Consider the following 24,302-nt stretch of genomic DNA (forward strand, 5'->3'; position numbering starts at 1 on the left):
CGCGGACAGGTATAGGACCATGACCGGCTGGACCGATATCCGGGCCTCCGGCTGGGTGGCCCGCCTGCCGCCCGGCTGGCGGCCCTATGCCCTGCTCGGCCGCTTCGACCGGCCGATCGGCGCCTGGCTGCTGCTGCTGCCGGGTTTCTGGGCTTTTGCGATGGTGGCGCCGGGATGGGGCGAAGGCCTGCGGCTGGCGCTGCTCTTCACCATCGGCGCCTTCGCCATGCGCGCGGCCGGCTGCGTGGTGAACGACCTCTGGGACCGCGACCTGGATCGCCAGGTGGAGCGCACGCGCGGCAGGCCACTCGCCGCGGGCATGGTCACGCCCTTCCAGGCGCTGGTCTTCCTGGCAGCGCTCTGCCTGGTGGGGCTGCTGGTGCTGGTGCAGCTGCCGCTGGCGGCGATCTTCGTCGGCCTCGGCTCGCTGGTCCTGATCGCGCTCTATCCGCTGGCGAAGCGGGTGACGGACTGGCCGCAGGCGGTGCTGGGCCTCGTCTTCTCCTGGGCCGCGCCCACCGGCTATGCGGCGGCCACCGGCGGGCTCGCCTGGCCCGCTTTGCTGCTCTGGGCCGCCGGCTTCTTCTGGATCCTGGGCTATGACACGATCTACGCGCATCAGGACCGGCTGGACGATGCCAAGGTCGGGGTGCGCAGCACGGCACTGCGGCTGGGGGCCGGCACGGGGCGGTTCCTGATCCTTTGCTACGCCGCCATGCTGGCGCTGCTGGTGGCCGCCGGGCTGCTGGCCGGGCTGCACTGGCTGTTCCTGCCGGCCCTGCTGCCGGCTGCGGCGCTGCTGGCGCGGCAGGTGGTGACGCTCGACATCGACGACCCCGAACGCTGCCTGATGCTGTTCCGCTCGAACCGCGAGGTCGGCTTCGCCATCGCGCTGGCCTTCCTGGCCGGCCGGCTGTGAGCGACCCGGCAGGCTTCATCCTCGCCCATACCGCCATCGCCAGGCCTTCCCTGGTGCCGGAGCTGCGCCTGCACCTGGCCACCGAGATCACGCCCATCTGGCAGGCGACCGAGGCCTGGCTCGCCCAGGAAGGCATCGAGCCCCCCTTCTGGGCCTTCGCCTGGCCCGGCGGCCAGGCCCTGGCCCGCACGGTGCTGGACCAGCCGGCGCTGGTCGCCGGCAGGCGCGTGCTGGACTTCGCCGCCGGCTGCGGCATCGGCGCCATCGCCGCGGCGCTGGCCGGCGCGTCCCCGGTGGAGGCCGCCGAGATCGACCCCCTGGCGCTGGCCGCCACCCGCCTGAACGCCGCGCTGAACGGCGTGGCGGTGGCAACGCCGGAGGGCGATGTGGTGGGCAGCCCCTGCCGCTGGGACCTGATCCTGGCCGGGGACGTCTGCTACGAGGCGCCGATGACGGCCCATATCCTGCCCTGGCTGCGCGCCATGGCCGGCGCCGGTGCGGAGGTCTGGATCGCCGATCCCGGCCGCGCCTATCTGCCGCGCGACGGCATGGCGCTGCTCTCCACCCATCTGGTGCCGACGACGCGGGAGCTGGAGGACCGGGAGACCCGCCAGGTCACCATCCACCGCCTGCTGCCGTGATTCTCGCCGCCGCGCGGCGCTTCCTCGAAACCGTCTGGCCGGCCTGGCATGCCGAGCGCGGCCGCCCCTTGCCCGCCATTCCCTCCACCGGCACCTGCGGCCGCTCCGCCACCTTCCTCCAGCGCGTGCTTGCCGAGGCCGGGCAATCGGCAGAAATCCGCCATGGCTGGTTCCTGGCCCCCGGCCAGCCGCCTTCGCGCCATGCCTGGGTGGAATCCGAGGGGCTGATCCTCGACCTGACCGCCGACCAGTTCGGCGCGCCGCCGATCCTGGCCTGCCCGGCGCCGGATGCCCGCTACCGCCCCGGGCCGGATACCGCCGACCCCGCCTTCCAGGCGGCCCGCGCGATGGCCGTCGCGGCAGTCTGGCCGCGCTGGCAGGCCGCGACATTTCTTCAATCCGGGGACCGCCCGCCCGCCTAGCCTGGGACCACCGAAACCAGGAGGTCCCTCATGCTCTGCCCCTGCCTGCGCTACCAGGACGCCCCGGCGGCGCTGGATTGGCTGGAACGCGCCTTCGGCTTCCGCCGCGGCCTCGTCGTGCCCGACGGCACGGGCGGCATCGCCCATGCGGAGCTGCATTGGGGAGAGGCCGGGCTGGTCATGCTGGGCTCGGTGCGGGAGGACCCGCTCGGCCGCGCCCCCGGCCAGCTCGGCGGCATCACCGGCAGCATCTATCTCCGCACGGCCGATGCCGATGCCGCCCATGCCCGGGCCATGGCGGCGGGGGCGGAGCTGGTGCGGCCGCTGCAGGACACCGACCATGGCAGCCGCCACTTCACGGTGCGCGACCCGGAAGGCCATGTCTGGTCCTTCGGCACCTACTGGCCGGAGCCGCCCGTGTGAAGGTTTCGTTGCACCTGTGCGGGCGGTCTTGCCGCGGCCGGGGCCGCCATGCGACCCGGCGCCGCCACAGCCCAGGGGGCAAGCATCCGATGCGCCTTACCTTCCGCAGCCTGCTGCTCGCCAGCCTCTGTGCCAGCCCGGCCTGGTCCCAGCAGGCGCCGGTCTTCAACCGGGTCGCGACCATCGAGGCGGTGCGCATGCTGCCCGCGGATCGCGACCGCGCCGGCCGCTCGATCGCCGAGATCGTCACCGCCTCCGCCGATGGCCAGACCCTGATTTATGTCGATGGCGGCCAGCATGCGCTGGGCTTCGTCGATATCGCGGATCCGGCGGCGCCGCGCCCCGCGGGCTTCCTGCCGCTCGGCGGCGACCCCACCTCCGTCGCCAGCCGCGGCGCCCACGCCTATGCGGTGCTCGACACCTCGCCCAGCAAGGTCGCGCCCAGCGGCCAGGTGGTGGTGGTGGACATCGCCGCCCGACGGATCACCCAGCGCTGCGAGCTGGGCGGCCAGCCGGACGCCACCGCGATCAGCCGGGATGGCCGCACCCTGGCCATCGTCATCGAGAATGAGCGCGATGAGCAGCGCGACCGCGGCCGCATCCCGCAACTGCCGCCCGGCAACCTCACCCTGGTTCCGATCACCGATGCCGGGCTGGATTGCGAGGCGTTGCGGCGCGTCGACCTCACCGGCCTCGCCGCCGTGGCGCCCAGCGACCCGGAGCCCGAATTCGTCGACATCAACAGCCGCGGCGAGGCCGTGGTGACGCTGCAGGAGAACAACCACATCGCCATCGTCAACCTGGCCGAGGGCCGCGTCGTGGCGCATTTCAGCGCCGGCACGGTCGATCTCGACCAGGTCGATGGCCGCCGCGACAATCTCATCCGCCCGACCCAGCGCCTGGAAGGCCTGGTGCGGGAGCCCGATGCGGTGCGCTGGCTGGATGACGAGCGCTTCGTCACCGCCAATGAGGGCGACATGGTCACCGGCTCCCGCGGCTTCACCATCTTCCGGCGCGACGGCAGCGTGGAATGGGATTCCGGCCATCTGCTGGACCATCTCGCGATCCGCCTGGGCCACTATCCCGAGGCGCGCTCCGCCGCCCGCGGCAATGAGCCGGAGGGCGTGGAGGTCGCCACCTTCGGCGATCGCCGCCTGATCTTCGTGGGCTCCGAAAGGGCGTCGCTCATCAGCGTGTGGCAGGATCGCGGCCCGGGACAGGCGCCGGTCTTCCTGCAGGCGCTGCCCAGCGGCGTGGCGCCGGAAGGGCTGCTGGCGATCCCGGCGCGCAACCTGCTGGTGGTGGCCGGAGAGGGCGACAATGCCGAGATCGGCCTGCGCTCCACCCTCACCCTCTACCGCCTCGGCGAAGGCCCTGCCGCCTATCCGACCCTGGTCTCGGACAATGGCCCCGAGGGCACGCCGATCCCCTGGGGGGCACTCTCGGGCCTCGCCGCCGACCGCAGCCGCCCCGGCCAGCTCTTCGCAGTGACGGACAGCGCCTATGCCGAGGCGCAGATCCTGGCGATCGACGCCACCGCGACGCCGGCCCGCATCACCCGCAGCCTGACCGTGACGCGCAACGGCGCCCCGGCCGCGAACCTGGATATCGAGGGCATCGCCCAGCGCGCCGATGGCAGCTTCTGGCTGGCCTCCGAAGGCAATCCGGAGCGCGCCCAGAACCGCACCGCGAACCTGCTGCTGCGGGTTTCCCCCGGCGGCGCGATCGAGGAGGAGATCGCCCTGCCGGAGGCGCTGGCCGCCACCGCCAGCCGCTTCGGCTTCGAAGGGGTGACCGTGACCGGCGAGGGCGCCGAGGAGGCGGTGTGGATCGCCGTGCAACGCCCCTGGCAGGGCGCCCCGGCCGACCATGCCATGATCCTGCGCTACCAGCCCGCCAGCCGCGCCTGGGGCGTGCTGCATCTCCCGCTGCAGCGGTCCGCCGCCGGCTGGATGGGCCTGTCCGAGATCACCGCGGTGGGGCCCGACCGCTTCGTGGTGATCGAGCGCAACAACCAATGGGGCGAGGCCGCGATCAAGCGCCTGGTGCTGGTCTCGACCGCCGGCCTGACCCCGGCCGCGCCCGGCGCGGCCCAGGTGCCGGTCGTCACCCGCCGCCTGCTGCGCGACATGGTGCCGGACCTGGCGGCCGCGCGCGGCGTGGTGCAAGAGAAGCTGGAGGGTTTCGCCATCGACGCCGCCGGCAATGCCTTCGCGGTGACCGATAATGACGGCGTGCAGGGCACCGCGGGCGAGACGCAGTTCCTGCGGCTGGGGCGCCTACCGCTGGAGTGAGATCGGCGCGCGGTCGATGCGGCTCAGCACCTCGTTCACGCCGCGATAGGTCGCCTCGATCTCCGTCACGCCCCGCGCCGCGAGGCGCCGCGCATGCATGGCGTGATAGGCCTCGGCTGCGGCACGCGTCTCGAAAAGATAGACACCGCCCGCGCGGCCAGCCTCCGGCTCCTCCGTCCAGATCTTCCACAGCAGGCCGTGCTGGCCGGCGATGTCTTCCGCCAAGGGCTTCAGCGCCTCGGTCCGGTCGGGACCGAAGGCGCTGTTGGGGAAGTCGAAGATCAGGACGGTGGCGGCCATGCGGCTTCAGCCCGCCGGCGGGGCCGCCGGGGCGTTGAGGTCGAGGAACTTCAGGGGACGCCAGCCGGAGACGTTGTTCGCCTCGAAGCTCAGCTTCCAGGACCGGCCATTGGCGCTGTCCACCAGCACCACGAACATGCCCGTGCCCACCGGGCAGGCGACGATCTGGTAGCGGCCCTTGTCAGTCTCTTCCGACATCATTTGTCTCCAAATTGCTTCACGCTCCGTAAGCTACCGTATTCTGCACCTGCTCGCCCAGCCCCTGAATCGACAAACGTATCGATTGGCCCGGCTTCAGGAAGACCGGCGGCTTCTTGCCGAGGCCCACGCCCGGCGGGGTGCCGGTGGAGATCACGTCGCCCGGATGCAGCGTGATGAAGTGGGAGACGTAGGAGACCAGGTGCCGCACGCCGAAGATCATGGTGCGGGTGGAGCCGTCCTGCATCCGCACCCCGTCCACATCCAGCGTCATCGCCAGGTCCTGCGGGTCCGCCACCTCATCCCTGGTGACCAGCCAGGGGCCGAGGGGGCCGAAGGTGTCGCAGCCCTTGCCCTTGTCCCAGCTGCCGCCGCGCTCGATCTGCCATTCGCGCTCGGAGACGTCGTTGCAGATGGCATAGCCCGCCACATGCTCCATCGCCGTCTCCTCGGGCACGCATTTCGCGGTGCTGCCGATGATGATGGCGAGCTCGACCTCCCAATCCGTCTTCACCGAATTCTTCGGGATGATGACGTCGTCATTCGGCCCGCAGACCGCGCCGAGCGATTTCAGGAAGACGATCGGCTCCTTCGGGATGGCCGCACCTGTCTCCGCCGCATGGTCGGCGTAGTTCAGGCCGATGCAGACGAAGTTCTTCATGCCTGCGACGCAGGGGCCGAGGCGCGGGCTGCCCGTCACGGCCGGCAGGCTGGCGGGGTCGAGGGATGCGATCTGCGCCAGGCCGGCGGCGGAAAGCGCGACCCCCGCCAGGTCCGGGATCACGCCCGAGAGGTCGCGAATGGTGCCGGAGCTGTCCAGCAGGCCGGGCTTTTCCTGGCCCGCGGGGCCGTAGCGAAGGAGTTTCATGCAGATGCCTATACCCGTGTTGGGGGGGTCGCGGAACTTAAAGGGTCCAGCCGCCATCGATGACAATGGCCTGGCCGGTGACGAAGGCGCTTTCGTCGCTGGCGAGATAGACGGCGAGCGCCGCCATCTCCTCGGCCGTGGCCAGCCTTCCCATCGCCTGGCGGGCGACGAAGGCGGCGCGCGCCGCCGCCTCGCTGCCCGCAGCGGCGGCATTGGCGGCGATCCGCTCGCCGAGGCTCGGCGTATCCACCGTGCCCGGGCAGATGGCATTGCAGCGGATGCCCTGGGCCACGTAGTCGGTGGCCACCGACTTGGTCAGCCCGATCACCGCCGCCTTGGTGGTGCCATAGAGAAAGCGGTTCGGCGCGCCTTTGATCGAGGAGCAGGCCGAGGACATGTTCACGATGGTGCCGCGCCGGCGTTCCAGCATGCCCGGCAGCACCGCCTGCACCATCTTCCACATGGCGCGGACGTTCAGCGCGAAGCCGAAATCCCACTCGTCGTCGGTCGCCGTCAGCACCGTGTTCTGGTGCACGAAGCCGGCGCAGTTGAACAGGATGTCGATCTCGCCGGCATCGGCCACCGCCTCGGCGATCGCCGCGCCGTCGAGCACATCGAGGCCGCGCGTCGTGAGCCCCGGCGCCGCGAGGTCCGCGAGCTTCGCCAGATCGCGGTCGGTGGCGATCACCTGCGCGCCCTCGGCGGCGAAGGCCAGGGCCGTGGCGCGCCCGATGCCCTGCGCCGCCGCCGTCACCAGGCAGCGCTTGCCCGCCAGGCGGTTCGACATTCTTGTCCCTCCCATCGCTTCGCCGCGAAGGTTGGACAGCGCCATCCCCGGCGTCAATGCGGCGGCAAGTGCCAGAGCCGGGCGAAGTGCCGATGCATGCCCGCGAAGGGCTGGCGGCTGGCCTGGAGCCGCCGCACCTCCCGCTCCGCGATGGCCCGCGCCGCGGCGGGAAGCCCGGCCGCGCCAAGGATCTGCCGGAAGGCGTCGAGCAGCAGGTAGTGGGCATGGCGTTCCCGCCGCAGCTCTTCGCGATTGATGCCGAGGCAGTCATCCGCCGCCTGCACGGCCCGGTCCGCCCGCGCCCCGCCGGCGGAGCGCAGCCAGACCTCCTCATTCACCGGATCGACCTCATAGGCGACCAGCGGCTCCGGATCCTCCAGATAGGGGTGGACCAGATGCGCCTCCTCCGCGCCCCAAAGCCGGTGCAGATCGGCATCGGTGACCCGCGTGGAATCGAGGACGAGCAGCGCCACCAGCGCATCCAGCGCCGCGCCCTCCGGCAGGCTCGGCGGCATGGAAGGGGGCGGCAAGGCCGCCGCGCCGATCGGGAACTTGTTGCCCTTGTGGCTCTGGTTGCAGATCTGGCAGGCGAAGACGAAGTTGTCGTAGCTGTGGGCCAGCCACCAGTAGCTGTCCTTGGGGCGGAAATGCTCCACATCGCCATGCGCGACGATCGAGGTGGGTGCGTCGCAATAGGCGCATTTGCCGAAACTGTCCCGCTTCAGCCGGGTCTTCGCCGCCTTCCAGGCGGAGGATTTGAAGGCGAAGGGCCCGGCCGGCGGCGCCGCGAAATAGATGCCGATCAGGTCCCGGGCGAGCCTGGTGAGCCTCTGCCCCTGGAAGGCGGCGGGGATATCACCCGTCCCCCTGCCCCGGGCCAGGCCGATCATCTCAGGCCTTGCGGGTCTTGGCGGCGCGGCGGGGCGCCTCGCCGGCCGCGCCCATCACCTCCGCGATGCGCTCCAGCGCCGCATTGGTGCGGGCCAGATAGGGCTGCGATGCGCGCCAGCTGGGCACATCGCCAAGCTCCTTCTGCAGCGTGCGGATGCGGGCCCGTTCCGCCTTGCTCGGCGCGCCCTCGCTGCGGCCGATCCGCTGCAGGTCGCGCAACTCGTCGCGCGCCGCCTCCACCTGCGGCGAGTCCAGCGTCTCCAGCCCGAAGATCGGGCTTTGCAGAAGCTGATGCAGCATCAGCCGGTTGGGCGCGCCGTCATAGGCCTGCAGCGTGGCGCCGGCCAGAGCATCCCGGCGCAGCACGAAAAGCTCGCCGGCGCCGGCCTGGTGGATCGTCAGCGGCGAATGCGTGGTCACCACCACCTGCACATTCGGCAGGGTCTGCTTGATGAAATCCACCAGGCGGCGCTGCCAGACCGGGTGCAGGTGCAGGTCGATCTCATCCACCAGCAGCAGGCCCCGCGCGGCCAGCGGATTGCTGTAGTCCTGGAAGTTCTCGGTGATCTGCCACAGCAGGTCGCCGCACCAGGCGGCCATCGCCTGATAGCCATCGGAGAGCGCCGACAGGGGCAGGTCGCCATCCGGCGTGGCGAAGATCAGGCGGCGGCCCTCGCGGTCGATGCCGCGGAAGCGCACATCGGGCAGCAGCTTGTCGAGCGCGCTGCGCACCGCGCCCATCCCGGCCTCGCCCTGGCGGTAGTCGAGGTCCATCGCCCATTGCTCCAGCGGCACGAGCGGGACATCGGGGTTGAACAGGGTGGCGGTGGCGCGGCTGCGCGGTGAGCGCGAACGGCCCTGTGCCACGGTGGCCCAGGCAGGGCCCGCGCCGGGCCGCCGCGCCACGCCATAGCCCACGACGAAGTAGTTGCGTTCCGACTTGGCGATGGCGGCGTCGATCTGCTTCAGCGCGGCGCGATTGGTCGCGCCGAATTCGGCCACGCCCATGCCACGGCGCAGCACCAGCCCCGCCTGCCGCGGCGCGCCACGGGCGGTGGCGAATTCGATCTCGATCGAGGCTTCGCTCTCGCCCAGCCGGATCCAGTCATCGGGGCTGCCGACCAGCTCCAGCGCCGCATCGCTGCCGGCAAGGGCGAGTGCGATCGCCCGCAGGACGGAGCTCTTGCCCGTCCCATTCTCGCCCAGAAGATAGGTCCAGGCGCGCCCCTGGCCGGTCGCGGTGCCGAAATCCAGCCGCAGGGAGGCGATGGACCGGAGGTTCCGCAATGCAAGGCGGCGCAGATACACCGGACGTCACCCCTGGGCGGAAGGCTGCGCGGCGAGCCTGCCGCGTCAGTGGTTATGCCGGCTTTCGCCGCGCGTCTCCAGGATATTGAGGAAGAGCGTCGCCGGCTCCAGGCAGCCGCCGGTGCCGAGCTGGCCGACCATGCTGCGGTAGATCTCCTCCCAGGGCGTCTTGTGCAGCAGCACGGGCGCGGTCCAGGCGGCGCGGCGGGCTGCCATCTCCTCCGCCGGGATCAGCACATCGACGCGCCGCGCCTTCAGGTCGATGCGGATCGGGTCGCCATGCTTCAGCAGCGCGAGTCCGCCGCCCACCGCCGCCTCCGGCGTCACATTCAGGATCGAGGGGCTGGCGGAGGTGCCGGATTGTCGCCCGTCGCCCATGGTCGGCAGCGCCATGACCCCGCGCTTGATGAGGGCGGCCGGCGGCTGCATGTTCACCACCTCCGCCGCCCCCGGATAGCCGACGGCGCCGCAGTTGCGCACCACCAGCACGGTGTGCTCGTCGATGCCGAGATCGGGGTCCTCGATGCGCGCATGATAATCCTCCGGCCCCTCGAAGACCGCGACCTTGCCCTCGAAGACATCGGGGTTCTCGGTCAGGAAGCGTTCCCGGAACGCCTTGTCGATGACGCTGATCTTCATCACCGCGCTGTCGAAGAGATTGCCGGTCAGCACGACGAAGCCGGCATGTTCCTTCATCGGGCGGGACAGCGGGCGGATCACCTCCCGATCCGGCTCGGCCAGGCCTTCCAGGTTCTCCGCCACCGTCCTGCCGGTCGCGGTCATGACATCGCCATGCAGCAGCCCGGCCTGCAGCAGCTCGCGCATCACCGCGGGCACCCCGCCGGCGCGATAGAAGGCCTCGCCCAGGAAGCGGCCGGCAGGCTGGCAATCGACCAGCAGCGGGATCTCCGCGCCGACGCGCTGCCAATCGGCCAGGTCGTGCTCCACGCCCATGTGGCGGGCGATGGCGATCATGTGGATCGGGCAGTTGCTCGAAGCGCCGATGGCCGAGGCCACCATCACGGCGTTCTCGAAGGCCTTCTTGGTCATGATGTCGGAGGGGCGGAGATTGGCCTTCACCATCTCCACCGCCCGCACGCCGGTCATATAGGCCATCTGCGCCCGCTGCCGGTAAGGCCCGGGAATGGCGGCGGACCCGGTCAGCGTCATGCCCACCGCCTCGGCCAGCGAGTTCATCGACAGCGCCGTCCCCATGGTCGAGCAATGCCCGACGCTGGTGGAGGACGCCGCCACCATCTCGATAAAACCCTCGTAGTCAATCTCGCCGGCGGCCAACTTCTTCCGCGCTTCCCAGACGATGGTGCCGGAGCCCGCCAGCCGCCCATGCCACCAGCCATCCAGCATCGGCCCGCCCGGCAGGGCGACGGCGGGGATGTTCATGGTGGCCGCGCCCATCAGCATGGCGGGCGTCGTCTTGTCGCAGCCGGTGGTCAGCACGACGCCATCGATCGGATAGCCGTGCAGGATTTCCACCAACGACAGGTACTGAAGATTGCGGTCCAGCGAGGCGGTGGGGCGCTTCAGCGTTTCCTGGATCGGGTGGACGGGGAATTCCAGCGGCACGCCGCCGGCATCCCGGATGCCCGCCTTCACCCGCTCGGCGAGCGCGATGTGGTGGCGGTTGCAGGGGGAGATGTCGGAGCCGGTCTGCGCGATGCCGATCATCGGCCGGCCCGACTGCAGTTCCGCCCGCGTCATCCCGAAATTCAGCTGCCGCTCGATATAGAGCGAGGTCATGCCCGGGTCCTGGGGATCGTCGAACCAGCGCTGGCTGCGGAGCCGGAAGGGCTTCTTGGTCTGGTCGTGGTCGTCCATGGCGGTTCCCCCATCGGCCTTTGCCGTTCGGGGGAGTGAGGCGCCGCACCGCGGTTTCGTCAACCTCTCCCGTCCCCGGCGGGCTTCGCCTTGCGCCGCGCGACGCGCTCCAGCCACTGCCGGGACAGCAGGGACCAGAGCGTGGGTTCGGCGGGACAGGACATCGGGCGTCTCCTCCTGGCGCGCCCCGGTTCTGGCCCGGGACGGTTTCCGGAAGATGTCGCGCGCCGCCGTCGCGCTCCGGGCTTTATTGCGCCGCGTTGCGCGGGCATGCTGCGCGGCGACCGACCCCGCAACGAAGGACCGCCCGCCATGGCGGAGACCGCCGCCATCATCGTCTGCGACGACGAGCCCGACCTGCGCGAGGCCGTGGCCGAATACCTGGCGCGCCGCGGCTTCGCGGTGCGCCGCGCGGCGGATGGCGCGGAGCTGCGACGGCTGCTGGCGGAGCGCATGGCCGATCTCGTGGTGCTGGATATCGCCATGCCGGGGGAGGATGGGCTTTCGCTGGCCCGCGCGCTGCGCGCCGAATCCGATATCGGCATCGTCATGCTCTCCGCCGCCGGCGATGTGGTGGACCGCGTGGTGGGGCTCGAGGTCGGCGCCGACGACTATGTCGCCAAGCCCGTCGACCTGCGCGAACTGCTCGCCCGGCTGCGCGCCGTGCTGCGGCGGCGGGAAGCGCGGGCGGCGCTGCTGACCGCCCTGCCCACCCCCCCGTTCGCCGCCCAGTCTGGCGCCCAGTCTGGCGCCGGGCCCGCCGCCGCCGCGCCGCCGCCCGCGCATCGCATCCGCATGGGCCGCACCTGGCTGGACCTGGAGGCGCGGCGGCTGACCGGCTCGGATGGCCAGGAGATTCCGCTCGGCCCCTCGGAATTCGCCCTGCTGCGCGCCTTCGCCGAACGCCCCAACCGGGTGCTGACGCGGGAGGTGCTGCTGGAGCTCGCCCATCCTCGGGGGGAGGAGCATTTCGACCGCTCCATCGATGTCCGCATCGCCCGCATCCGCCGCAAGGTGGAAGCGGTGCCGGACCGGCCCGCGGTCATCCGCACCATCCGCGGCGCCGGCTATGTCTTCGACCCCAGCGCCCAGGCCTGACGCCGCGCTGCTGGCCGGCGTGCTGGATGCGGTGCCGGCGCCGGTCTGCCTCGTCGCGCGCGACCGCCGCATCCTGCATGCCAACCGGGCCTTTGCCGATTTCGCCCAGGCGCCGGCCGCGGCCATCCCGGGCCAGCCCCTGGCCGAGCTGCTGGGCCCGCACCTGGCCGCCTGGCTCGATCCCTCCGCCGATCGCGCCCTGGCCGGGGAGGTGGTGCAGGCGGAAGGCTGGACCGATGCCCCCGGCCAGCCCCGCCGCTTCCTCGCCTGGACCCTGGCCCCCCAGCCCGATCACCGCGAGGCCTTCGCGCTGTTCCTGCGCGACCTGACCGCGGAACGGCAGCGGGAGGAAGCGGCGGAGACCAGCCGCCAGCAGCTGCGCGCCATCCTGGAAGGGGTCGCCGATGGGGTGAATATCGTCGGCCCCGATGCACGGCTGGTGCTGGCCAATGCCGGCTTCCTGGCGATGTACGACTTCCCGCCGCATCTGGCCGCGCCCGGCACGCCGGTGGCCGATTTCATCCGCAACCGCCTGCGCCGCGCCGACCTGCGCCCCGAGGAGGATCCCTGCGCGCCGGAGGAGGCGCTGGTCCTGGCCCGCGTGGCGGAGATCATGGCCCGCCCCCCCGGGCGGCAGGAGGAGACCCGCCCGGATGGTCGCGTGATCGAGCTGCGCACCGCGCGGCTGGAGGATGGCACGCTGGTCAATACCTACAGCGACCTGACCCTGCGGCGGGAGGCGGAGCGCGCCCGCGCGGCGAGCCGGGAGGCGCTGCGTCGCCACGAGCGGCTCTCGGCCATCGCCTCGCTCCTCGCCGGCGTGGCGCATGAGATCAACAACCCGCTGGCCGTGGTCGCCGCGCAATCCCTGCTGCTGGCGGAGGAGGCGGAGGGCACCGCGCTGGCCGCGCGGGCGGAGAAGGTGCGCCTGGCTGCCGAACGCTGCGGCCGCATCGTCGCCAGCCTGCTCGCCTCCGCCCGCCAGAAGCCGCCAAAGCGGGAGTGGGTAGACCTGGCGCAGGTGGTCGAGACAGGCCTCGACCTGACCGAGCTGGCGCGCGCCGGGGTGGAGCTGGTCAGGGAGGTGGCGGCGCCGCTGCCGCCGATCCGCGGCGATGCCGACCAGCTGGCGCATCTGGTCGCCAATCTGGTGGGCAATGCCTGCGCCGCGCTGGCGGGCCATGCCCCGCCCTCCCGGGATTGGCGGCCGCGGGTGCGGCTGGCCGTGCGGGTGGTGGCGGCTTGGGTGGAGCTGCGGGTCGCCGATAACGGCCCGGGCATTCCGGAAGCGCTGCGCGAGCGCGTCTTCGACCCCTTCTTCACCACCAAGCCGGATGGCGAGGGCACCGGGGTCGGACTCGCGCTGTGCCGCACCATCGCCCAGGCGCATGGCGGCAGCATCGCCGTGGAGGCGTTGCCGGGCGGCGGCGCCGTGCTTGTGGTGCGCCTGCCAGGGAACGAGGCGGCACGAGCGAAGCCGCGCCACCCATAGACGCCGCCTTTGTCACCGGTACGGTTTGGCACCACTACGATGAGCGGCGAAGCGTGTCGTGGGCGGCAGCGCCGACACCGAGAACCTGACCGTCGGCAGCCCGACCGACCAGTACGGCCAGAACGGCGACGATCTTCTGACGGCGGACCGTGCCGGCTCGTTGCTGGCCGGCGGTCAGGGAGACGACACCATCGTCGGCGGCAGCGGCGAGTTCAACGTCAGCAGCGGCAGCGACGTTCTGTTCGGCGGCAGCGGCGACGACACCTTCATCAGCCGGCTCTCGGACATGAACCTGACCGAACTGCAGCACGACATCATCGACGGCGGCTCGGGGACGGACACGCTGCAATTCACCAGCACCTATCTGTCCGGCTACAGCGCCGACCAGGCGGGCTTCCTGCTCGGCGCTTTCGAGGTGACCGGTGGCGAAGGCGCGCCGCGCATCGTGGCGGATGGCGACAGCTTCTATATCGACGTGACCGGCCTGGAAGGGACGATCACGCTCGGCAACTACACGGTGGAGTTCAGCAATATCGAGCGGGTGGTCTTCAAGGCGCCCTGAAGGCCGCGGCGACGCGGGATGGCCGTGGCCAGACCGCGTCGCCGGGATCCTGCACGGAAGGCAGGCGGCGGGCCCTCAGGCCGCCGCCTCCTCCAGGAAGCCCTGCACGGCCTGGAACAGCGCGCCGCGATTGCGCTCCATCCACATGTTGTGGGTGCCCTCGGCCAGCACGACCATCCGCTTGCCGGGCGAGCGGCTGAGCTCGGAAAACACCGCGAAACCCAGCGCGGGCGGCGTCGTGCGGTCCCATTCGCCGAGCACGACCAGCGCCGGCGCGGTCACCTTGCCCGGCTCCCACCAGGGCTTGCCGGCGTTCCAGAATTCCCGCCCATCCGCCACCGGCCCGTTCGGCACGCGCAGGACGGAGGGATTGGCGCGGATGCCATCCGGGTCCAGCGCCCAGGTGACGCCGGCAAAATGCTCGAACCAGCCGGGCGGGATCAGCCCGGCGCGCTGCGCCTCCGGCGCCTGGGCCAGGATGCCTTCGCGCAGCGCGCGCTGGGTCAGCGGCCGCCAGGCGCCGAGCGGCCCGCCGCCGGGATCGGTCCGGCTCGGCCCGTCGCGCAGCCAGGGCGGGGCGAAGAGCACCAGGCGCTCCACCTGCCCTAGCTGGTCCGCGGCGAAACGGCCGACCAGCTTGGTGCCCCAGCTATGGCCGAGCAGCACCAGCTTCTCGAGCGAGCGGCGCTGCCTGATGAAGGCCACCGCCGCGGCCAGGTCCACCATCGCCTGCTCGCCGCGCGCCACCGGCGGGTTCTGGTCGGCCGGCTGGGCCAGCGCCGCGGGCCGGGTGGAGCGGCCGAAGCCGCGGATATCCAGCGTCCAGACGTCAAAACCGCGACTGGCGATATAGTCCATCCAGGACAGGCCGCCGAAGGGCAGGTCGAAGCTGGAGGAGGCCCCGAACCCCGCGCCATGCACCATCAACAGGGTGCGGGAGGGGCCGGTGGTCGCGCCCTCCTGCCGCTTGTTGCGCAGGAAGACCTCGATGCCCTCGCCGCTCGGCACCATGAACTCTTCCGTCAGCACCTGGGGCAGCACCTGGGGCGCGGACTGGGCGCGCGCCGGCCCCGGCAGGGCCGAGGCGGCCGCCGCCAGGGCGGGCGCGGCGAGGATGAGGCGTCGCTTCATGAAGACAGGCTCCGGACGTCAGTTTTCGGGAGTGTAGCCTCCGCCCGCCCGCCCCCCAAGCGCGACGCACAGGAAGATCATGCGACCGCCTGGGCGATCCGGGCTAACACCTCGCCGCCATGTCACACAATGCATTACACACCGCCGGGCGCCTGGGCGCCTGGGGGCCGGAGATTCGCGCGACCCTGGCGCTCGCCTGGCCGCTGGTGCTGACCAATCTCTCGCAATTCGCCCTGTCGCTGACCGATGCGCTGTTCCTGGGCCGGGTGGCGACGGAGGCACTGGCCGCGGCAACCCTCGGCGGCAACCTGTACTTCGCCGCGCTGTCGCCCGCCTTCGGCCTGGCGCTGGCGGCGGCGCCGATGTGCGCGCAGACCCGCGGCCGCGGGCGCGGCCATCTGCGCGGCATGCGCCGCGACGTGCGCGCCGCCTTGTGGGCCTGCGCGGCGGCCACCATCCCGGTCTGGCTGGCGCTGTGGCACACGGAAGGGCTTCTGGTCGCGCTGGGCCAGGAGCCCGCCCTGGCGGCGCTGGCGGCCGAGTATGTCGGCGCGCTGATGTGGGGCATGCCGCTGTTCTGCGGCTTCGTCGTGCTGCGCGGCTTCCTCTCCGCAGAGCAGCGGCCGATTCCGGCGCTGGTCGTGTCCTTCGTGGGCGTCGCGCTGAACATCCCGCTGAACTACTGGCTGATCCATGGCGGGCTGGGCCTGCCGTCGCTCGGCGTGGTCGGCGCCGGCATCGCCTCCGCGCTCTGCAACCTGGTGATGTTCGCGGGGCTGGTGGCGGTGATCGCGCGCGACCGGCACCTGCGGCGCTACCACCTGTTCGGCCGCCTGTGGCGCTACGACCTGGCCCGGCTGCGGGAGGTGGCGCAGATCGGCCTGCCGATCGCGGGCTCCATGGCGCTGGAGATTTCCGTCTTCGCCTTCGCCGCCATCGCCATGGGCTGGTTCGGCGCGGTGGCGGTGGCGGCGCATGCCATCGCCGTGCAGGTGGCCTCGGCCACCTTCATGGTGCCCATGGGCATCGGCCAGGCGGCGACCGCGCGCGTCGGGCTGATGACCGGCGCCGGCCGGGCGCGGGAGGCTGCGCGGGCGGGCTGGATCGGCATCGCGCTCGGCGCCGGCTTCATGGCGGCCTCCGCCACCGCCCTGGTGCTGCTGGCCACGCCGATCGCCTGGCTGTTCCTGGCGCCGGGCAATCCAGGGGCTGTGGAGACCGCATCGCTCGCCGCGCTGATGCTGGTGATGGCCGGCTTCTTCCAGCTGTCCGACGGCGTGCAGGCGGTGGCCGCCGGGGCGCTGCGCGGGCTGAAGGATACGCGCGTGCCCATGCTGCTGGCGGGACTCGGCTATTGGATCATCGGCCTGCCGCTGGGCCTGGTGCTGGCGCTGGGCTGGGGCATCGGGCCGATCGGGATCTGGGTCGGGCTTTCGGCCGGGCTGCTGCTGGTGGCCGGGATGATGCTCGCGCGATGGATGCGGCTTTCCGCCAGCGGCGGCTTGACGCTGCGCCGCCGGCTGCGCTGACTGGCGCCGATCCTCTGACGGAAGCTGCGATGACCCTTTGGAAACGCGATTGGACGCCGGCGCAGATCAATGCGCGCATGGCGGACAATATGGCCGGGATGCTGGGCATCGAGGTGACGGAGATCGGCGCCGAGGCGCTGCACGCCACCATGCCGGTGGATGCCCGCCACGCCCAGCCCTTCGGCCTGCTGCATGGCGGCGCCAGCGTGGTGCTGAGCGAGACGCTGGGCTCGCTCGCCTGCATGATGACGCTGGATGAGGGCAAGCGCGCCGTAGGCATCGAGGTGAATGCCAACCACATGGCCGGCGTGAAGCGCGGCGAGGTGGTGACCGCCACCTGCCGCCCGTTGCACACCGGCTCCCGGACCCATGTCTGGCAGACCGAGATCCGCCGCGCCGACGGCAAGCTCGCCTGCGTCTCCCGCCTCACCTGCGCGGTCGTCGACGCGTGATGGAGAAGATCCCTTTGAACAAACCCAAAGTCGCGGTCATCGGCACCGGCGGCACCATCGCCTCCCAGGGCCTGCACGGATTGGATGTGCAGGACTATGCCTCCTCCGGCCGGCCGATCCTGGATGCCGCGGCGCTGGTGGCCGGCGTGCCGGACCTGGCCCGCGTGGCGGATGTCTTCGCCGTGCCCTTCACCGCCATCCCCTCCACCGCCATCGGCTGGTCCGACTGGCGGGCGCTGGTGGCGAAGATCGTCGAGCTGGAGGCGGCGCATCCGGACCTCGCCGGCATCGTCATCACCCATGGCACCGCGACGCTGGAGGAGACGGCCTATCTGCTGTCGCTCACCTTGCCGACCGACCTGCCCGTGGTGGTGACGGGGGCCCAGCGGCCCTTCACCGGCCTGTCCTCCGACGCCCAGATGAACCTGGTGGCGGCGGTGCGGGTCGCCGCCGACCCACAGGCGCGGGGCCTCGGCGTGCTGGTGGTGCTGAATGACGAGATCCACGCGGCGCGGGAGGTGACCAAGACCTCCACCGGCCGGATGCAGACCTTTCGCAGCCCCGATCTCGGCGCGCTCGGCCATGTGGATGCGGACCGCAACAGCTTCTGGCGCCGGCCGACCCGGGTGCTGCCCGTGGCGGAGCGCTTCGATATCCTGGGCATCGAGCAGCCGCCGCGCGTCGACGTGCTCTATTCCGTGGCGGGTGGCGATGGCGTGGCAGTGCATGCCTTCCTGGCCGCCGGCGCCGCCGGGATCGTCGCCGCGGCGCTCGCGCCCGGCTTCCTGACGCCGGCCGAGCGCAGCGCCATGGTGGAGGCGATCGCCCAGGGCTGCGTCGCCGTGCTCTCCTCCCGCGCCGGCTCGGGCCGCACCTTTCCGACCAAGCGCTATGGCGAGGAAGGTTTTCTCAATGCCGACAACCTGAACCCGCAGAAGGCGCGCATCCTGCTGATGCTGGCGCTGACCCGCGGGCGGGACCGGGCGGAGATCGCCCGGTTGTTCGAGACGGCGTGATCAGCAGCCGCCGGGCAGGGGCGAGAGCTCCAGCGCCTGCCCGGTGACGGAAAACTCGCCGAAATCCATCACGATCTCATCGGCGATGCCATTGTCGTAGTAGCGCAGCCCGACCTCGTATTCGGGCTGGGAGGCGCCATTGCCGCCGGCGCCGCGCTCGAAAAAGGCGATGCGCATGTGGCCGGAGGCCGCGCCCGACATCAGCGGGAAGCGCGGCGTGCCGCTGGGCTGGGTCCAGCTCGGGATCACCGTGGTGGTGTCCTGCGCACCCTCAGCGCTGGTGCCGTCGAACAGCGGTGCGGCCAGCAGGCGCTGGCCCGCGCGCGCGGCTTCCACGGCCAGCACCGTGTGGCGCATCGGCAGCAGCGTGCCCGCCGGCAGCGTCTCCTCCTGCCCCGCGGGCTCGCTGAAGCGCACGGTGCCGCTGCCATCCGGCTGCAGCGCCGCCTCGCCCGAGACGCGCTGGCTGACGGCACCCTGGGTGGTCTGGGTGAGGGAGAAGCGCAGGCTGGAATTGTCCTTCGCCTCATAGGTCGCGTAGTCGGAGACGGTCTCGATCTCCTGCCCCTCGCGGTCCACCACCGTCATGGTCATGCGCTGCCGCGTGGCCCAGCCCTCGCAGGCATCGGCCACGTCGAAGACCATGGCGCCGCGCACCGCGGTGATGCCGGAGCCCCGCGCCTCGCCGAGGTCGAGGCGATAGGCGGCGCGGTGCGGCAGCATGCGGGCGATGCCGGCGCCCAGCGCCTCCGCCGAGACCCCGGCGCGAGGCCCGGCGGTGATCGGCGCCGGCTGCTGCGCCGCCGCCGGCAGGGCGAGGCAGCAGAAGGCGGCGAGAAGGCTCAGGCGGCGGGTGGCTTGCATGGGAAGTCCTGGATGCGTGCTGCGTTGCATCTAGGCAGTCTTGGGCGCCGCCGCACCACCTTTCTCGGGCGCCGCCGCACCACCTTTCGGCGGCGGCAGGTCGAGCTTGATCGAAAGCTCCTTCAGCCGCGCGGCATCCACCGGTGCCGGCGCACCCATCATCAGGTCCTCGGCCTGCTGATTCATGGGAAACAAAATTACTTCACGAATATTCGGCTCATCGGCCAGCAGCATGACGATGCGGTCGATGCCAGGGGCGGAGCCGCCGTGAGGCGGGGCGCCGTAGCGGAAGGCGTTCAGCATGCCGCCGAAGCGGTCTTCCACGGTCTGCGCCGTATAGCCCGCGATCTCGAAGGCGCGGATCATGACGTCCGGGCGATGATTCCGGATGGCACCGGAAGACAATTCGATGCCGTTGCAGACGATGTCGTACTGATAGGCCTTGATCTGCAGCGGATCCATGGTGTTCAGCGCCTCCAGCTCCCCCTGTGGCATGGAGAAGGGGTTATGGCTGAAGTCGATCTGGCCGGTTTCCTCGTTCAATTCATACATGGGGAAGTCGGTGACCCAGCAGAACCGGTACGAATCCTTCTCGATCAGCCCGAGTTCATTGCCGAGGCGCGTGCGCGCCTGGCCCGCCAACTTGGCGGCGACATCCACCTTATCCGCGGCGAAGAAGACCGCATCGCCATCGGCCAGCTTGCAGGCGGCCTTGATGGCGGCGACGCGCTCCGGCTGCAGGTTCTTGGCGATCGGGCCGCCGGCCTCGCCATTGGCGAAGGTGATATAGCCCAGGCCGCCGGCGCCTTGCTCGCGGGCCCATTCGTTCATCTTGTCGAAGAAGCTGCGCGGATTGCCCGCCGCCCCCGGTGCCGGGATGGCCCGCACCACCGCGCCCTTCTCCACCGCCCGGGCGAACAGCCCGAAGCCGCCGCCCGCGAAATGCTCCGTCACATCCGCGATGCGGATCGGGTTGCGCAGGTCCGGCTTGTCCGAGCCGAATTCCAGCATCGCCTGGTCATAGGGGATGCGCGGGAAGGGCGCCGGCGTGACCGACCGCTTGGTGCCGGAAAACGACGAAAACTCCTCGAAGACGCCGGACAGCACCGGCTCGATGGCGGCAAAGACGTCTTCCTGCGTCACGAAGGACATCTCGAAGTCGAGCTGGTAGAACTCGCCCGGCGAACGGTCAGCCCGGGACGCCTCGTCCCGGAAGCAGGGCGCGATCTGGAAGTAGCGGTCAAAACCCGCCACCATCGCCAGCTGCTTGAACTGCTGCGGCGCCTGCGGCAGGGCGTAGAACTTGCCGGGGTGATTGCGCGCCGGCACCAGGAAGTCCCGCGCGCCCTCGGGGCTGCTCGCCGTCAGGATCGGTGTCTGGAACTCGGTGAAACCCTGGTCGATCATGCGCCGGCGGATGCTGGCGATCACCGCGCTGCGCAGCATCAGGTTGCGGTGCTGGCGGTCCCGCCTCAGGTCGATGAAGCGATACCGCAGCCGCAGGTCCTCGGGAAACTCCTGCTCGCCCGCCACCTGAATCGGCAGGACTTCGGCCGCCGACTGCACCGTGACCTCGGCCACGCGCAGCTCGATCTCGCCGGTCGGCAGCTTGGTGTTGATGGTGGCACCCTCGCGCGGGACCACCTCGCCCGTCACCGTCACCACCGATTCGGGCCGCGCCCCGTCCAGGATCGCGAAACCCGGGGAGGCCTGCGCCACCACGCACTGGGTCAGCCCGTAATGGTCGCGCAGGTCGACGAACAGCAGACCGCCATGGTCGCGCTTGCGGTGCACCCAGCCCGAAAGGCGGACGGTCTTGCCGGCGTCGGCGGCGCGGAGCGCGCCGCAGTGATGGGTGCGATAGGCGTGCATGGTGGGGGACTGACCTGGCGGTGATGTGCTGAGGCGGCAAACCGCCCGACCGGGCCCCGGATGTCAAGGCCAACGCCTTTCGCCGCGCCCCGCCGGGCGCTACAGAACAGGATATGAGCCGCCGCACCGCGGGCGCCGAAGCGGCGCCATACCTGATCACCGACACCGAGGCGCTGGTCGCCCTCTGTACCCGCCTGCGCGGCGAGAGCTTCGTGACGGTGGACACGGAGTTCATGCGGGAGCGGACCTATTGGCCCGAGCTCTGCGTCGTCCAGCTGGCCGGCGAGCATGAGGTGGCCGTGGTCGATGCCCTCGCCCCCGGCATCGACCTCACCGCCCTCGGCGACCTCCTCGCCGATACCGCGGTGATGAAGGTCTTCCACGCCGCCCGCCAGGATGTGGAAATCTTCCTGCTGAAATACGGCGCCGTGCCCACCCCCATCTACGACACGCAGATCGCCGCCACCGTCGCCGGCTTCGGCGACCAGGTGAGCTACGACCAGCTCGCCCGCTCGCTCGCCAATGCCCAGATCGACAAGGCGCACCGCTTCAGCGACTGGGCCGCCCGCCCCCTCTCCCCCGCCCAGATCGCTTATGCGGCCGCGGACGTCACCCACCTCCGCCGCATCTACACCGCACTCACCACCAAGCTGGAGCGCGAGGGCCGCGGCAGCTGGGTGGCGGAGGAAATGGCCGCCCTGGCCGAGCCCGCCACCTATCGCCAGGACCCCGAGACCGCCTGGGAAAGGCTGCGCCCCCGCACCCACAACCGGCGCTTCCTCGGTGCCCTCCGCGCCGCCGCCGCCTGGCGGGAGAGGGAGGCGCAGCGCGTGAACATCCCCCGCCAGCGCCTGGTGAAGGACGAGACGCTGCTGGAGATCGCCGCCACCGCCCCCGAGACGGTCGCCGACCTGTCCCGCGCCCGCGGCATCTCCGAAGGCTTTGCCAAGGGCAAGTCCGGCGCCTCGCTCCTGCTCGCCATCCAGGAAGCCAAGGCCCTGCCCGATTCCGCCCTGCCCGAGGCGCCGAAGGAACGCGCCAGCGGCGCCAACCCCTCCCCCGCCCTCGTCGCGCTGCTCAAGGTGCTGCTGGCCGCCAAGAGCGAGGAACACCAGGTGGCCCCCCGCCTTCTCGCCAATTCCGAGGAACTGGAACGCCTCGCCGCCGGAGAAACGGAACTCGCCGCCCTGCAGGGCTGGCGCCGCGAGGTCTTCGGCGCCGCCGCGCTGGACCTGCGGGCAGGGCGCGTCGCACTCGGCGTCGACGGCCGGCGGGTGCGGCTGATCCAGGCCTGACACGCCGTTACACAAATCTCCCCGCCCCCGTTGCAACCGGAACGGAGGCGGCGACGTTCAGGCGGCATCTGGACCTTGGAGCCCGAAAGATGCCGATCGACCGCCGCACCCTGACCCGCCACGCCGCCCTGGCCCTGACCGGCGGCAGCCTGCTCTCCACCCTGCCCCGCCCGGCCCACGCCGCCAGCCGCGCCGAGATCGACGCGAACACCACCGCGGCCCTCGCCACCCTGCGCGGCATGCCGAACACCGCCCCCCTCTTCGAACGCGCCCAGGCCGTGCTGGTCTTCCCGCGCATCGTCAGCGGCGGCCTGATCGTCGGCGGCCAGTACGGCGAAGGCATCCTGTTCCGCGGCAACGAACGCCAGGGCTACTACCGCATCGCCGGCGCCTCCTTCGGCCTGCAGGCCGGCGCCCAGGTGGCGGGGCTGGCCATGTTCTTCATGACCGACGCGGCGCTGCGCGCCCTGCAGGCGGCGGATGGCTGGGAGATCGGCACCGGCCCCTCCGTCGTCGCACTCGACCGCGGCGTGCAGGCGAACGTGACGGCCACCACGCTGCGCGAGCCGGTCTACGCGGTGACCTTCGCCCAGGAAGGGCTGATGGCGGCGCTCGCGATCAACGGGACGAAGATCACGGCGTTCAATCCGGTCTGACGCGGTTTCTGACCGGGTCAGGTAGATCTCCCCTCTCCCAACCCTCTCCCCGCTGGGGAGAGGGCTTTTTCTGTTGGGGCTACACCCGGCGGACGGGGCGGAGGACCAGGTGGCGGGGGCGGCGGGGGGCCTTTTCGACCAGGGGCGGTAGCGCGGGGATGTGCAGCCGCGGCGGCGGCAGGCCGCGCAGGGTGCGGCGCGGAATGCGGGGCATCCGCGGCACCTCGTAGGGCGCATCCGGCCGGCCGGGCTGTGGCACCGGGGCCTTCGGCAGCAACTCCGCCGGCCCCGGCAAGGCACTCTCCATGCCGAGGTCCCGCGCCATCAGCAGGGCATAGGGGCTGAGCTGCCGCGCGGCGCGCCGAAAGGCCCGGCAGATGCGCCATTCCAGGCTGGCCATGTCCGGCCGGGAGAAGGGATGACGCGAAACCGCGAGCAGCAGCCGCTCCAGCGTGCCATTGCGGGCCTGGTACATCAGCGCGCTATGCGCGGTGCCATAATCGCAAAAATCCCTGGGCAGCGCCGCCCAGGGATCGGTGCCACAGGCCACCCAGAAGATGGCATTCCAGATTTGCCTGCGATCCCGCGGAGGTCTGCCCCGGCCGGTGGGGAGGAAGTCGCAGAGGGCCGCCCACTCGCTGTCCGTCAGGGGAAACCAGTCATGCGGGGCGGTGGGGCGGAGGGGGAAGTGGAGCCGCATGGGGGTGCTCCGGGCGCGGGTTTATGGGGAAGCATTCCTATAGGAATTATTCCCGATGCGCAAGGCTTTTTCGCAGTATCGCTGCCAGCCGTCAAAAGCCTCTGGTGCGGACCGCGCCGCAAAAACTTCTTTGTAACGCCCTTGTCTACACGGCGCAGGCTACGGCTTGCACCGATGCTCGTGACGTGCCGCAGGGGCGGCGGCTACTCACAAACTGGGTTTAGCCAGACCCTGGCAAGAACCCTAGCCCACTACCGAGCGATTCGACTGCGCGCACCCCTTTACCGACTCGATCAGCGGCATCTGCCGCCTTCAGGATGCCCATACCGACCGTCTTAAACTTCGATAGAAGTCCGGCTTCGGTCGTGGGCTCTTCATCCTCCTCGGGTGAGACGGCGCGCTCAGCGCGGCGCGCTGCCATGAGTGCGCCACCGAGGACATCATACACGCCATCCAGGCCGAGCAAATCCGTATTGACCAAGGCAAAAGCCATAAGCGAAGCATTCCGCCTTAAAATTGCGCGCAAATCCTCAGAAACGTCCGCCTGTTCAATCGTCTGAATAAGTTCATTCACCTGGTCCAGCAGCGCATCTCGATCTTTCTTAACCAAAATGCCAACAGGGAATTCATATTGAAACGATGCCCCAATCAGAGATAGTGATCCGATTCGACTAGAGCATTTTCACATCAGGCGTGGATATCCTGAGTTGGCGAGGTAGTTGGCGCACTCGGCTGCGGGGAAGCGGCC

The 24,302-nt window shown here is 70.9% G+C and carries 25 protein-coding genes; 13 read left to right on the forward strand and 12 right to left on the reverse strand.

Features of this window, described 5'->3' with window-relative positions; all coding sequences use genetic code 11:
- Positions 1–19: 19 nt before the first annotated feature.
- The 5 genes from ubiA (at position 20) to ACTIF1_RS23660 (ending at position 4,699) form a co-directional block, all read left to right on the forward strand.
- Positions 20–919 (forward strand): 4-hydroxybenzoate octaprenyltransferase, encoded by a 900-nt coding sequence (gene ubiA, locus ACTIF1_RS23640; RefSeq protein ID WP_439598911.1) that lies wholly within the window; start codon positions 20–22, stop codon positions 917–919.
- Positions 916–1,560, forward strand: a complete 645-nt coding sequence (locus ACTIF1_RS23645; RefSeq protein WP_439598912.1) for a class I SAM-dependent methyltransferase — start codon at positions 916–918, stop codon at positions 1,558–1,560. Before ubiA ends, ACTIF1_RS23645 begins: the two co-directional genes overlap by 4 nt.
- On the forward strand, positions 1,557–1,982 hold the full coding sequence (locus ACTIF1_RS23650) for a hypothetical protein (protein WP_439598913.1): 426 nt from the start codon (positions 1,557–1,559) through the stop codon (positions 1,980–1,982). Before ACTIF1_RS23645 ends, ACTIF1_RS23650 begins: the two co-directional genes overlap by 4 nt.
- A 30-nt stretch (positions 1,983–2,012) precedes the next feature.
- Positions 2,013–2,405 (forward strand): VOC family protein, encoded by a 393-nt coding sequence (locus tag ACTIF1_RS23655; protein WP_439598914.1) that lies wholly within the window; start codon positions 2,013–2,015, stop codon positions 2,403–2,405.
- Between the two features lie 89 nt (positions 2,406–2,494).
- The gene (locus ACTIF1_RS23660) at positions 2,495–4,699 is read left to right on the forward strand and encodes an esterase-like activity of phytase family protein (RefSeq protein WP_439598915.1); all 2,205 of its coding nucleotides are present in this window, start codon (positions 2,495–2,497) and stop codon (positions 4,697–4,699) included.
- Here the strand turns inward: ACTIF1_RS23660 and ACTIF1_RS23665 are convergent.
- From ACTIF1_RS23665 to ACTIF1_RS23695, 7 genes are all read right to left on the reverse strand, one after another.
- A complete protein-coding gene (locus ACTIF1_RS23665) occupies positions 4,685–4,999 on the reverse strand; it encodes a monooxygenase (RefSeq protein ID WP_439598916.1) in 315 nt (104 codons plus the stop codon). The genes ACTIF1_RS23660 and ACTIF1_RS23665 overlap by 15 nt on opposite strands.
- Before the next feature lie 6 nt (positions 5,000–5,005).
- Positions 5,006–5,197, reverse strand: a complete 192-nt coding sequence (locus ACTIF1_RS23670) for a hypothetical protein (protein WP_439598917.1) — start codon at positions 5,195–5,197, stop codon at positions 5,006–5,008.
- A gap of 19 nt (positions 5,198–5,216) precedes the next feature.
- The gene (locus ACTIF1_RS23675; RefSeq protein WP_439598918.1) at positions 5,217–6,065 is read right to left on the reverse strand and encodes a fumarylacetoacetate hydrolase family protein; all 849 of its coding nucleotides are present in this window, start codon (positions 6,063–6,065) and stop codon (positions 5,217–5,219) included.
- A gap of 37 nt (positions 6,066–6,102) precedes the next feature.
- Positions 6,103–6,852, reverse strand: a complete 750-nt coding sequence (locus ACTIF1_RS23680; RefSeq protein WP_439598919.1) for an SDR family oxidoreductase — start codon at positions 6,850–6,852, stop codon at positions 6,103–6,105.
- 53 nt (positions 6,853–6,905) lie between these two features.
- Positions 6,906–7,742: an HNH endonuclease gene (locus ACTIF1_RS23685; RefSeq protein WP_439598920.1), complete on the reverse strand. Its 837-nt coding sequence runs from the start codon at positions 7,740–7,742 to the stop codon at positions 6,906–6,908.
- 1 nt (position 7,743) lies between these two features.
- On the reverse strand, positions 7,744–9,030 hold the full coding sequence (locus tag ACTIF1_RS23690; protein WP_439598921.1) for an AAA family ATPase: 1,287 nt from the start codon (positions 9,028–9,030) through the stop codon (positions 7,744–7,746).
- Between the two features lie 66 nt (positions 9,031–9,096).
- Positions 9,097–10,887 (reverse strand): IlvD/Edd family dehydratase, encoded by a 1,791-nt coding sequence (locus ACTIF1_RS23695; RefSeq protein ID WP_439598922.1) that lies wholly within the window; start codon positions 10,885–10,887, stop codon positions 9,097–9,099.
- Positions 10,888–11,199: 312 nt separating this feature from the next.
- On the opposite strand from ACTIF1_RS23695, the gene ACTIF1_RS23700 reads away from it, so the two are divergent.
- The 3 genes from ACTIF1_RS23700 to ACTIF1_RS23710 are packed head-to-tail and all read left to right on the forward strand — an operon-like array spanning position 11,200 to position 14,039.
- Positions 11,200–11,985: a response regulator gene (locus ACTIF1_RS23700; protein WP_439598923.1), complete on the forward strand. Its 786-nt coding sequence runs from the start codon at positions 11,200–11,202 to the stop codon at positions 11,983–11,985.
- Entirely contained in the window at positions 11,957–13,477 is a 1,521-nt protein-coding gene (locus ACTIF1_RS23705; RefSeq protein ID WP_439598924.1) for a PAS-domain containing protein, read from the forward strand. Before ACTIF1_RS23700 ends, ACTIF1_RS23705 begins: the two co-directional genes overlap by 29 nt.
- 58 nt (positions 13,478–13,535) lie before the next feature.
- Positions 13,536–14,039, forward strand: coding sequence for a hypothetical protein (locus ACTIF1_RS23710; RefSeq protein WP_439598925.1), 504 nt, complete (start codon positions 13,536–13,538; stop codon positions 14,037–14,039).
- 75 nt (positions 14,040–14,114) lie between these two features.
- On the opposite strand, the gene ACTIF1_RS23715 is transcribed toward ACTIF1_RS23710, so the two are convergent.
- Entirely contained in the window at positions 14,115–15,170 is a 1,056-nt protein-coding gene (locus ACTIF1_RS23715) for an alpha/beta hydrolase (RefSeq protein ID WP_439598926.1), read from the reverse strand.
- 119 nt (positions 15,171–15,289) lie between these two features.
- Between ACTIF1_RS23715 and ACTIF1_RS23720 the strand changes: the two genes are divergently transcribed.
- The 3 genes from ACTIF1_RS23720 to ACTIF1_RS23730 are packed head-to-tail and all read left to right on the forward strand — an operon-like array spanning position 15,290 to position 18,167.
- Positions 15,290–16,699, forward strand: a complete 1,410-nt coding sequence (locus tag ACTIF1_RS23720; RefSeq protein ID WP_439598927.1) for an MATE family efflux transporter — start codon at positions 15,290–15,292, stop codon at positions 16,697–16,699.
- A gap of 29 nt (positions 16,700–16,728) precedes the next feature.
- A complete protein-coding gene (locus ACTIF1_RS23725) occupies positions 16,729–17,151 on the forward strand; it encodes a hotdog fold thioesterase (RefSeq protein ID WP_439598928.1) in 423 nt (140 codons plus the stop codon).
- A 14-nt stretch (positions 17,152–17,165) separates the two neighbouring features.
- Positions 17,166–18,167, forward strand: coding sequence for an asparaginase (locus tag ACTIF1_RS23730; protein WP_439598929.1), 1,002 nt, complete (start codon positions 17,166–17,168; stop codon positions 18,165–18,167).
- Here the strand turns inward: ACTIF1_RS23730 and ACTIF1_RS23735 are convergent, their stop codons facing one another.
- On the reverse strand, positions 18,168–19,031 hold the full coding sequence (locus ACTIF1_RS23735) for an EipB family protein (protein ID WP_439598930.1): 864 nt from the start codon (positions 19,029–19,031) through the stop codon (positions 18,168–18,170).
- A gap of 30 nt (positions 19,032–19,061) precedes the next feature.
- Complete coding sequence (gene aspS, locus ACTIF1_RS23740) at positions 19,062–20,903, reverse strand: aspartate--tRNA ligase (RefSeq protein ID WP_439598931.1); 1,842 nt, start codon at positions 20,901–20,903, stop codon at positions 19,062–19,064.
- Between the two features lie 113 nt (positions 20,904–21,016).
- Here aspS and rnd point away from each other — a divergent pair, with 113 nt between their 5' ends.
- Positions 21,017–22,198, forward strand: a complete 1,182-nt coding sequence (gene rnd / locus ACTIF1_RS23745) for a ribonuclease D (RefSeq protein ID WP_439598932.1) — start codon at positions 21,017–21,019, stop codon at positions 22,196–22,198.
- Between the two features lie 89 nt (positions 22,199–22,287).
- On the forward strand, positions 22,288–22,854 hold the full coding sequence (locus tag ACTIF1_RS23750; protein WP_439598933.1) for a YSC84-related protein: 567 nt from the start codon (positions 22,288–22,290) through the stop codon (positions 22,852–22,854).
- A gap of 79 nt (positions 22,855–22,933) precedes the next feature.
- Here the strand turns inward: ACTIF1_RS23750 and ACTIF1_RS23755 are convergent, their stop codons facing one another.
- Both ACTIF1_RS23755 and ACTIF1_RS23760 read right to left on the reverse strand, forming a co-directional pair.
- On the reverse strand, positions 22,934–23,554 hold the full coding sequence (locus ACTIF1_RS23755; RefSeq protein ID WP_439598934.1) for a transposase: 621 nt from the start codon (positions 23,552–23,554) through the stop codon (positions 22,934–22,936).
- Between the two features lie 220 nt (positions 23,555–23,774).
- The gene (locus ACTIF1_RS23760) at positions 23,775–24,164 is read right to left on the reverse strand and encodes a hypothetical protein (RefSeq protein ID WP_439598935.1); all 390 of its coding nucleotides are present in this window, start codon (positions 24,162–24,164) and stop codon (positions 23,775–23,777) included.
- Between the last annotated feature and the right edge of the window lie 138 nt (positions 24,165–24,302).

It is taken from the genome of Falsiroseomonas sp. (genome assembly GCF_051860665.1).
Lineage (GTDB): Bacteria > Pseudomonadota > Alphaproteobacteria > Acetobacterales > Acetobacteraceae > Falsiroseomonas.

Excerpts from the sequence above, each read along its gene's own strand:
- ubiA (WP_439598911.1), top strand. The coding sequence starts at position 20 with ATGACCGGCTGGACCGATATCCGGGCCTCCGGCTGGGTGGCCCGCCTG.
- ACTIF1_RS23655 (WP_439598914.1), top strand. The coding sequence starts at position 2,013 with ATGCTCTGCCCCTGCCTGCGCTACCAGGACGCCCCGGCGGCGCTGGAT.
- ACTIF1_RS23660 (WP_439598915.1), top strand. The coding sequence starts at position 2,495 with ATGCGCCTTACCTTCCGCAGCCTGCTGCTCGCCAGCCTCTGTGCCAGC.
- ACTIF1_RS23665 (WP_439598916.1), bottom strand. The coding sequence starts at position 4,999 with ATGGCCGCCACCGTCCTGATCTTCGACTTCCCCAACAGCGCCTTCGGT.
- ACTIF1_RS23670 (WP_439598917.1), bottom strand. The coding sequence starts at position 5,197 with ATGTCGGAAGAGACTGACAAGGGCCGCTACCAGATCGTCGCCTGCCCG.
- ACTIF1_RS23675 (WP_439598918.1), bottom strand. The coding sequence starts at position 6,065 with ATGAAACTCCTTCGCTACGGCCCCGCGGGCCAGGAAAAGCCCGGCCTG.
- ACTIF1_RS23680 (WP_439598919.1), bottom strand. The coding sequence starts at position 6,852 with ATGTCGAACCGCCTGGCGGGCAAGCGCTGCCTGGTGACGGCGGCGGCG.
- ACTIF1_RS23685 (WP_439598920.1), bottom strand. The coding sequence starts at position 7,742 with ATGATCGGCCTGGCCCGGGGCAGGGGGACGGGTGATATCCCCGCCGCC.
- ACTIF1_RS23695 (WP_439598922.1), bottom strand. The coding sequence starts at position 10,887 with ATGGACGACCACGACCAGACCAAGAAGCCCTTCCGGCTCCGCAGCCAG.
- ACTIF1_RS23700 (WP_439598923.1), top strand. The coding sequence starts at position 11,200 with ATGGCGGAGACCGCCGCCATCATCGTCTGCGACGACGAGCCCGACCTG.
- ACTIF1_RS23705 (WP_439598924.1), top strand. The coding sequence starts at position 11,957 with ATGTCTTCGACCCCAGCGCCCAGGCCTGACGCCGCGCTGCTGGCCGGC.
- ACTIF1_RS23715 (WP_439598926.1), bottom strand. The coding sequence starts at position 15,170 with ATGAAGCGACGCCTCATCCTCGCCGCGCCCGCCCTGGCGGCGGCCGCC.
- ACTIF1_RS23720 (WP_439598927.1), top strand. The coding sequence starts at position 15,290 with ATGTCACACAATGCATTACACACCGCCGGGCGCCTGGGCGCCTGGGGG.
- ACTIF1_RS23725 (WP_439598928.1), top strand. The coding sequence starts at position 16,729 with ATGACCCTTTGGAAACGCGATTGGACGCCGGCGCAGATCAATGCGCGC.
- ACTIF1_RS23735 (WP_439598930.1), bottom strand. The coding sequence starts at position 19,031 with ATGCAAGCCACCCGCCGCCTGAGCCTTCTCGCCGCCTTCTGCTGCCTC.
- aspS (WP_439598931.1), bottom strand. The coding sequence starts at position 20,903 with ATGCACGCCTATCGCACCCATCACTGCGGCGCGCTCCGCGCCGCCGAC.
- rnd (WP_439598932.1), top strand. The coding sequence starts at position 21,017 with ATGAGCCGCCGCACCGCGGGCGCCGAAGCGGCGCCATACCTGATCACC.
- ACTIF1_RS23750 (WP_439598933.1), top strand. The coding sequence starts at position 22,288 with ATGCCGATCGACCGCCGCACCCTGACCCGCCACGCCGCCCTGGCCCTG.
- ACTIF1_RS23755 (WP_439598934.1), bottom strand. The coding sequence starts at position 23,554 with ATGCGGCTCCACTTCCCCCTCCGCCCCACCGCCCCGCATGACTGGTTT.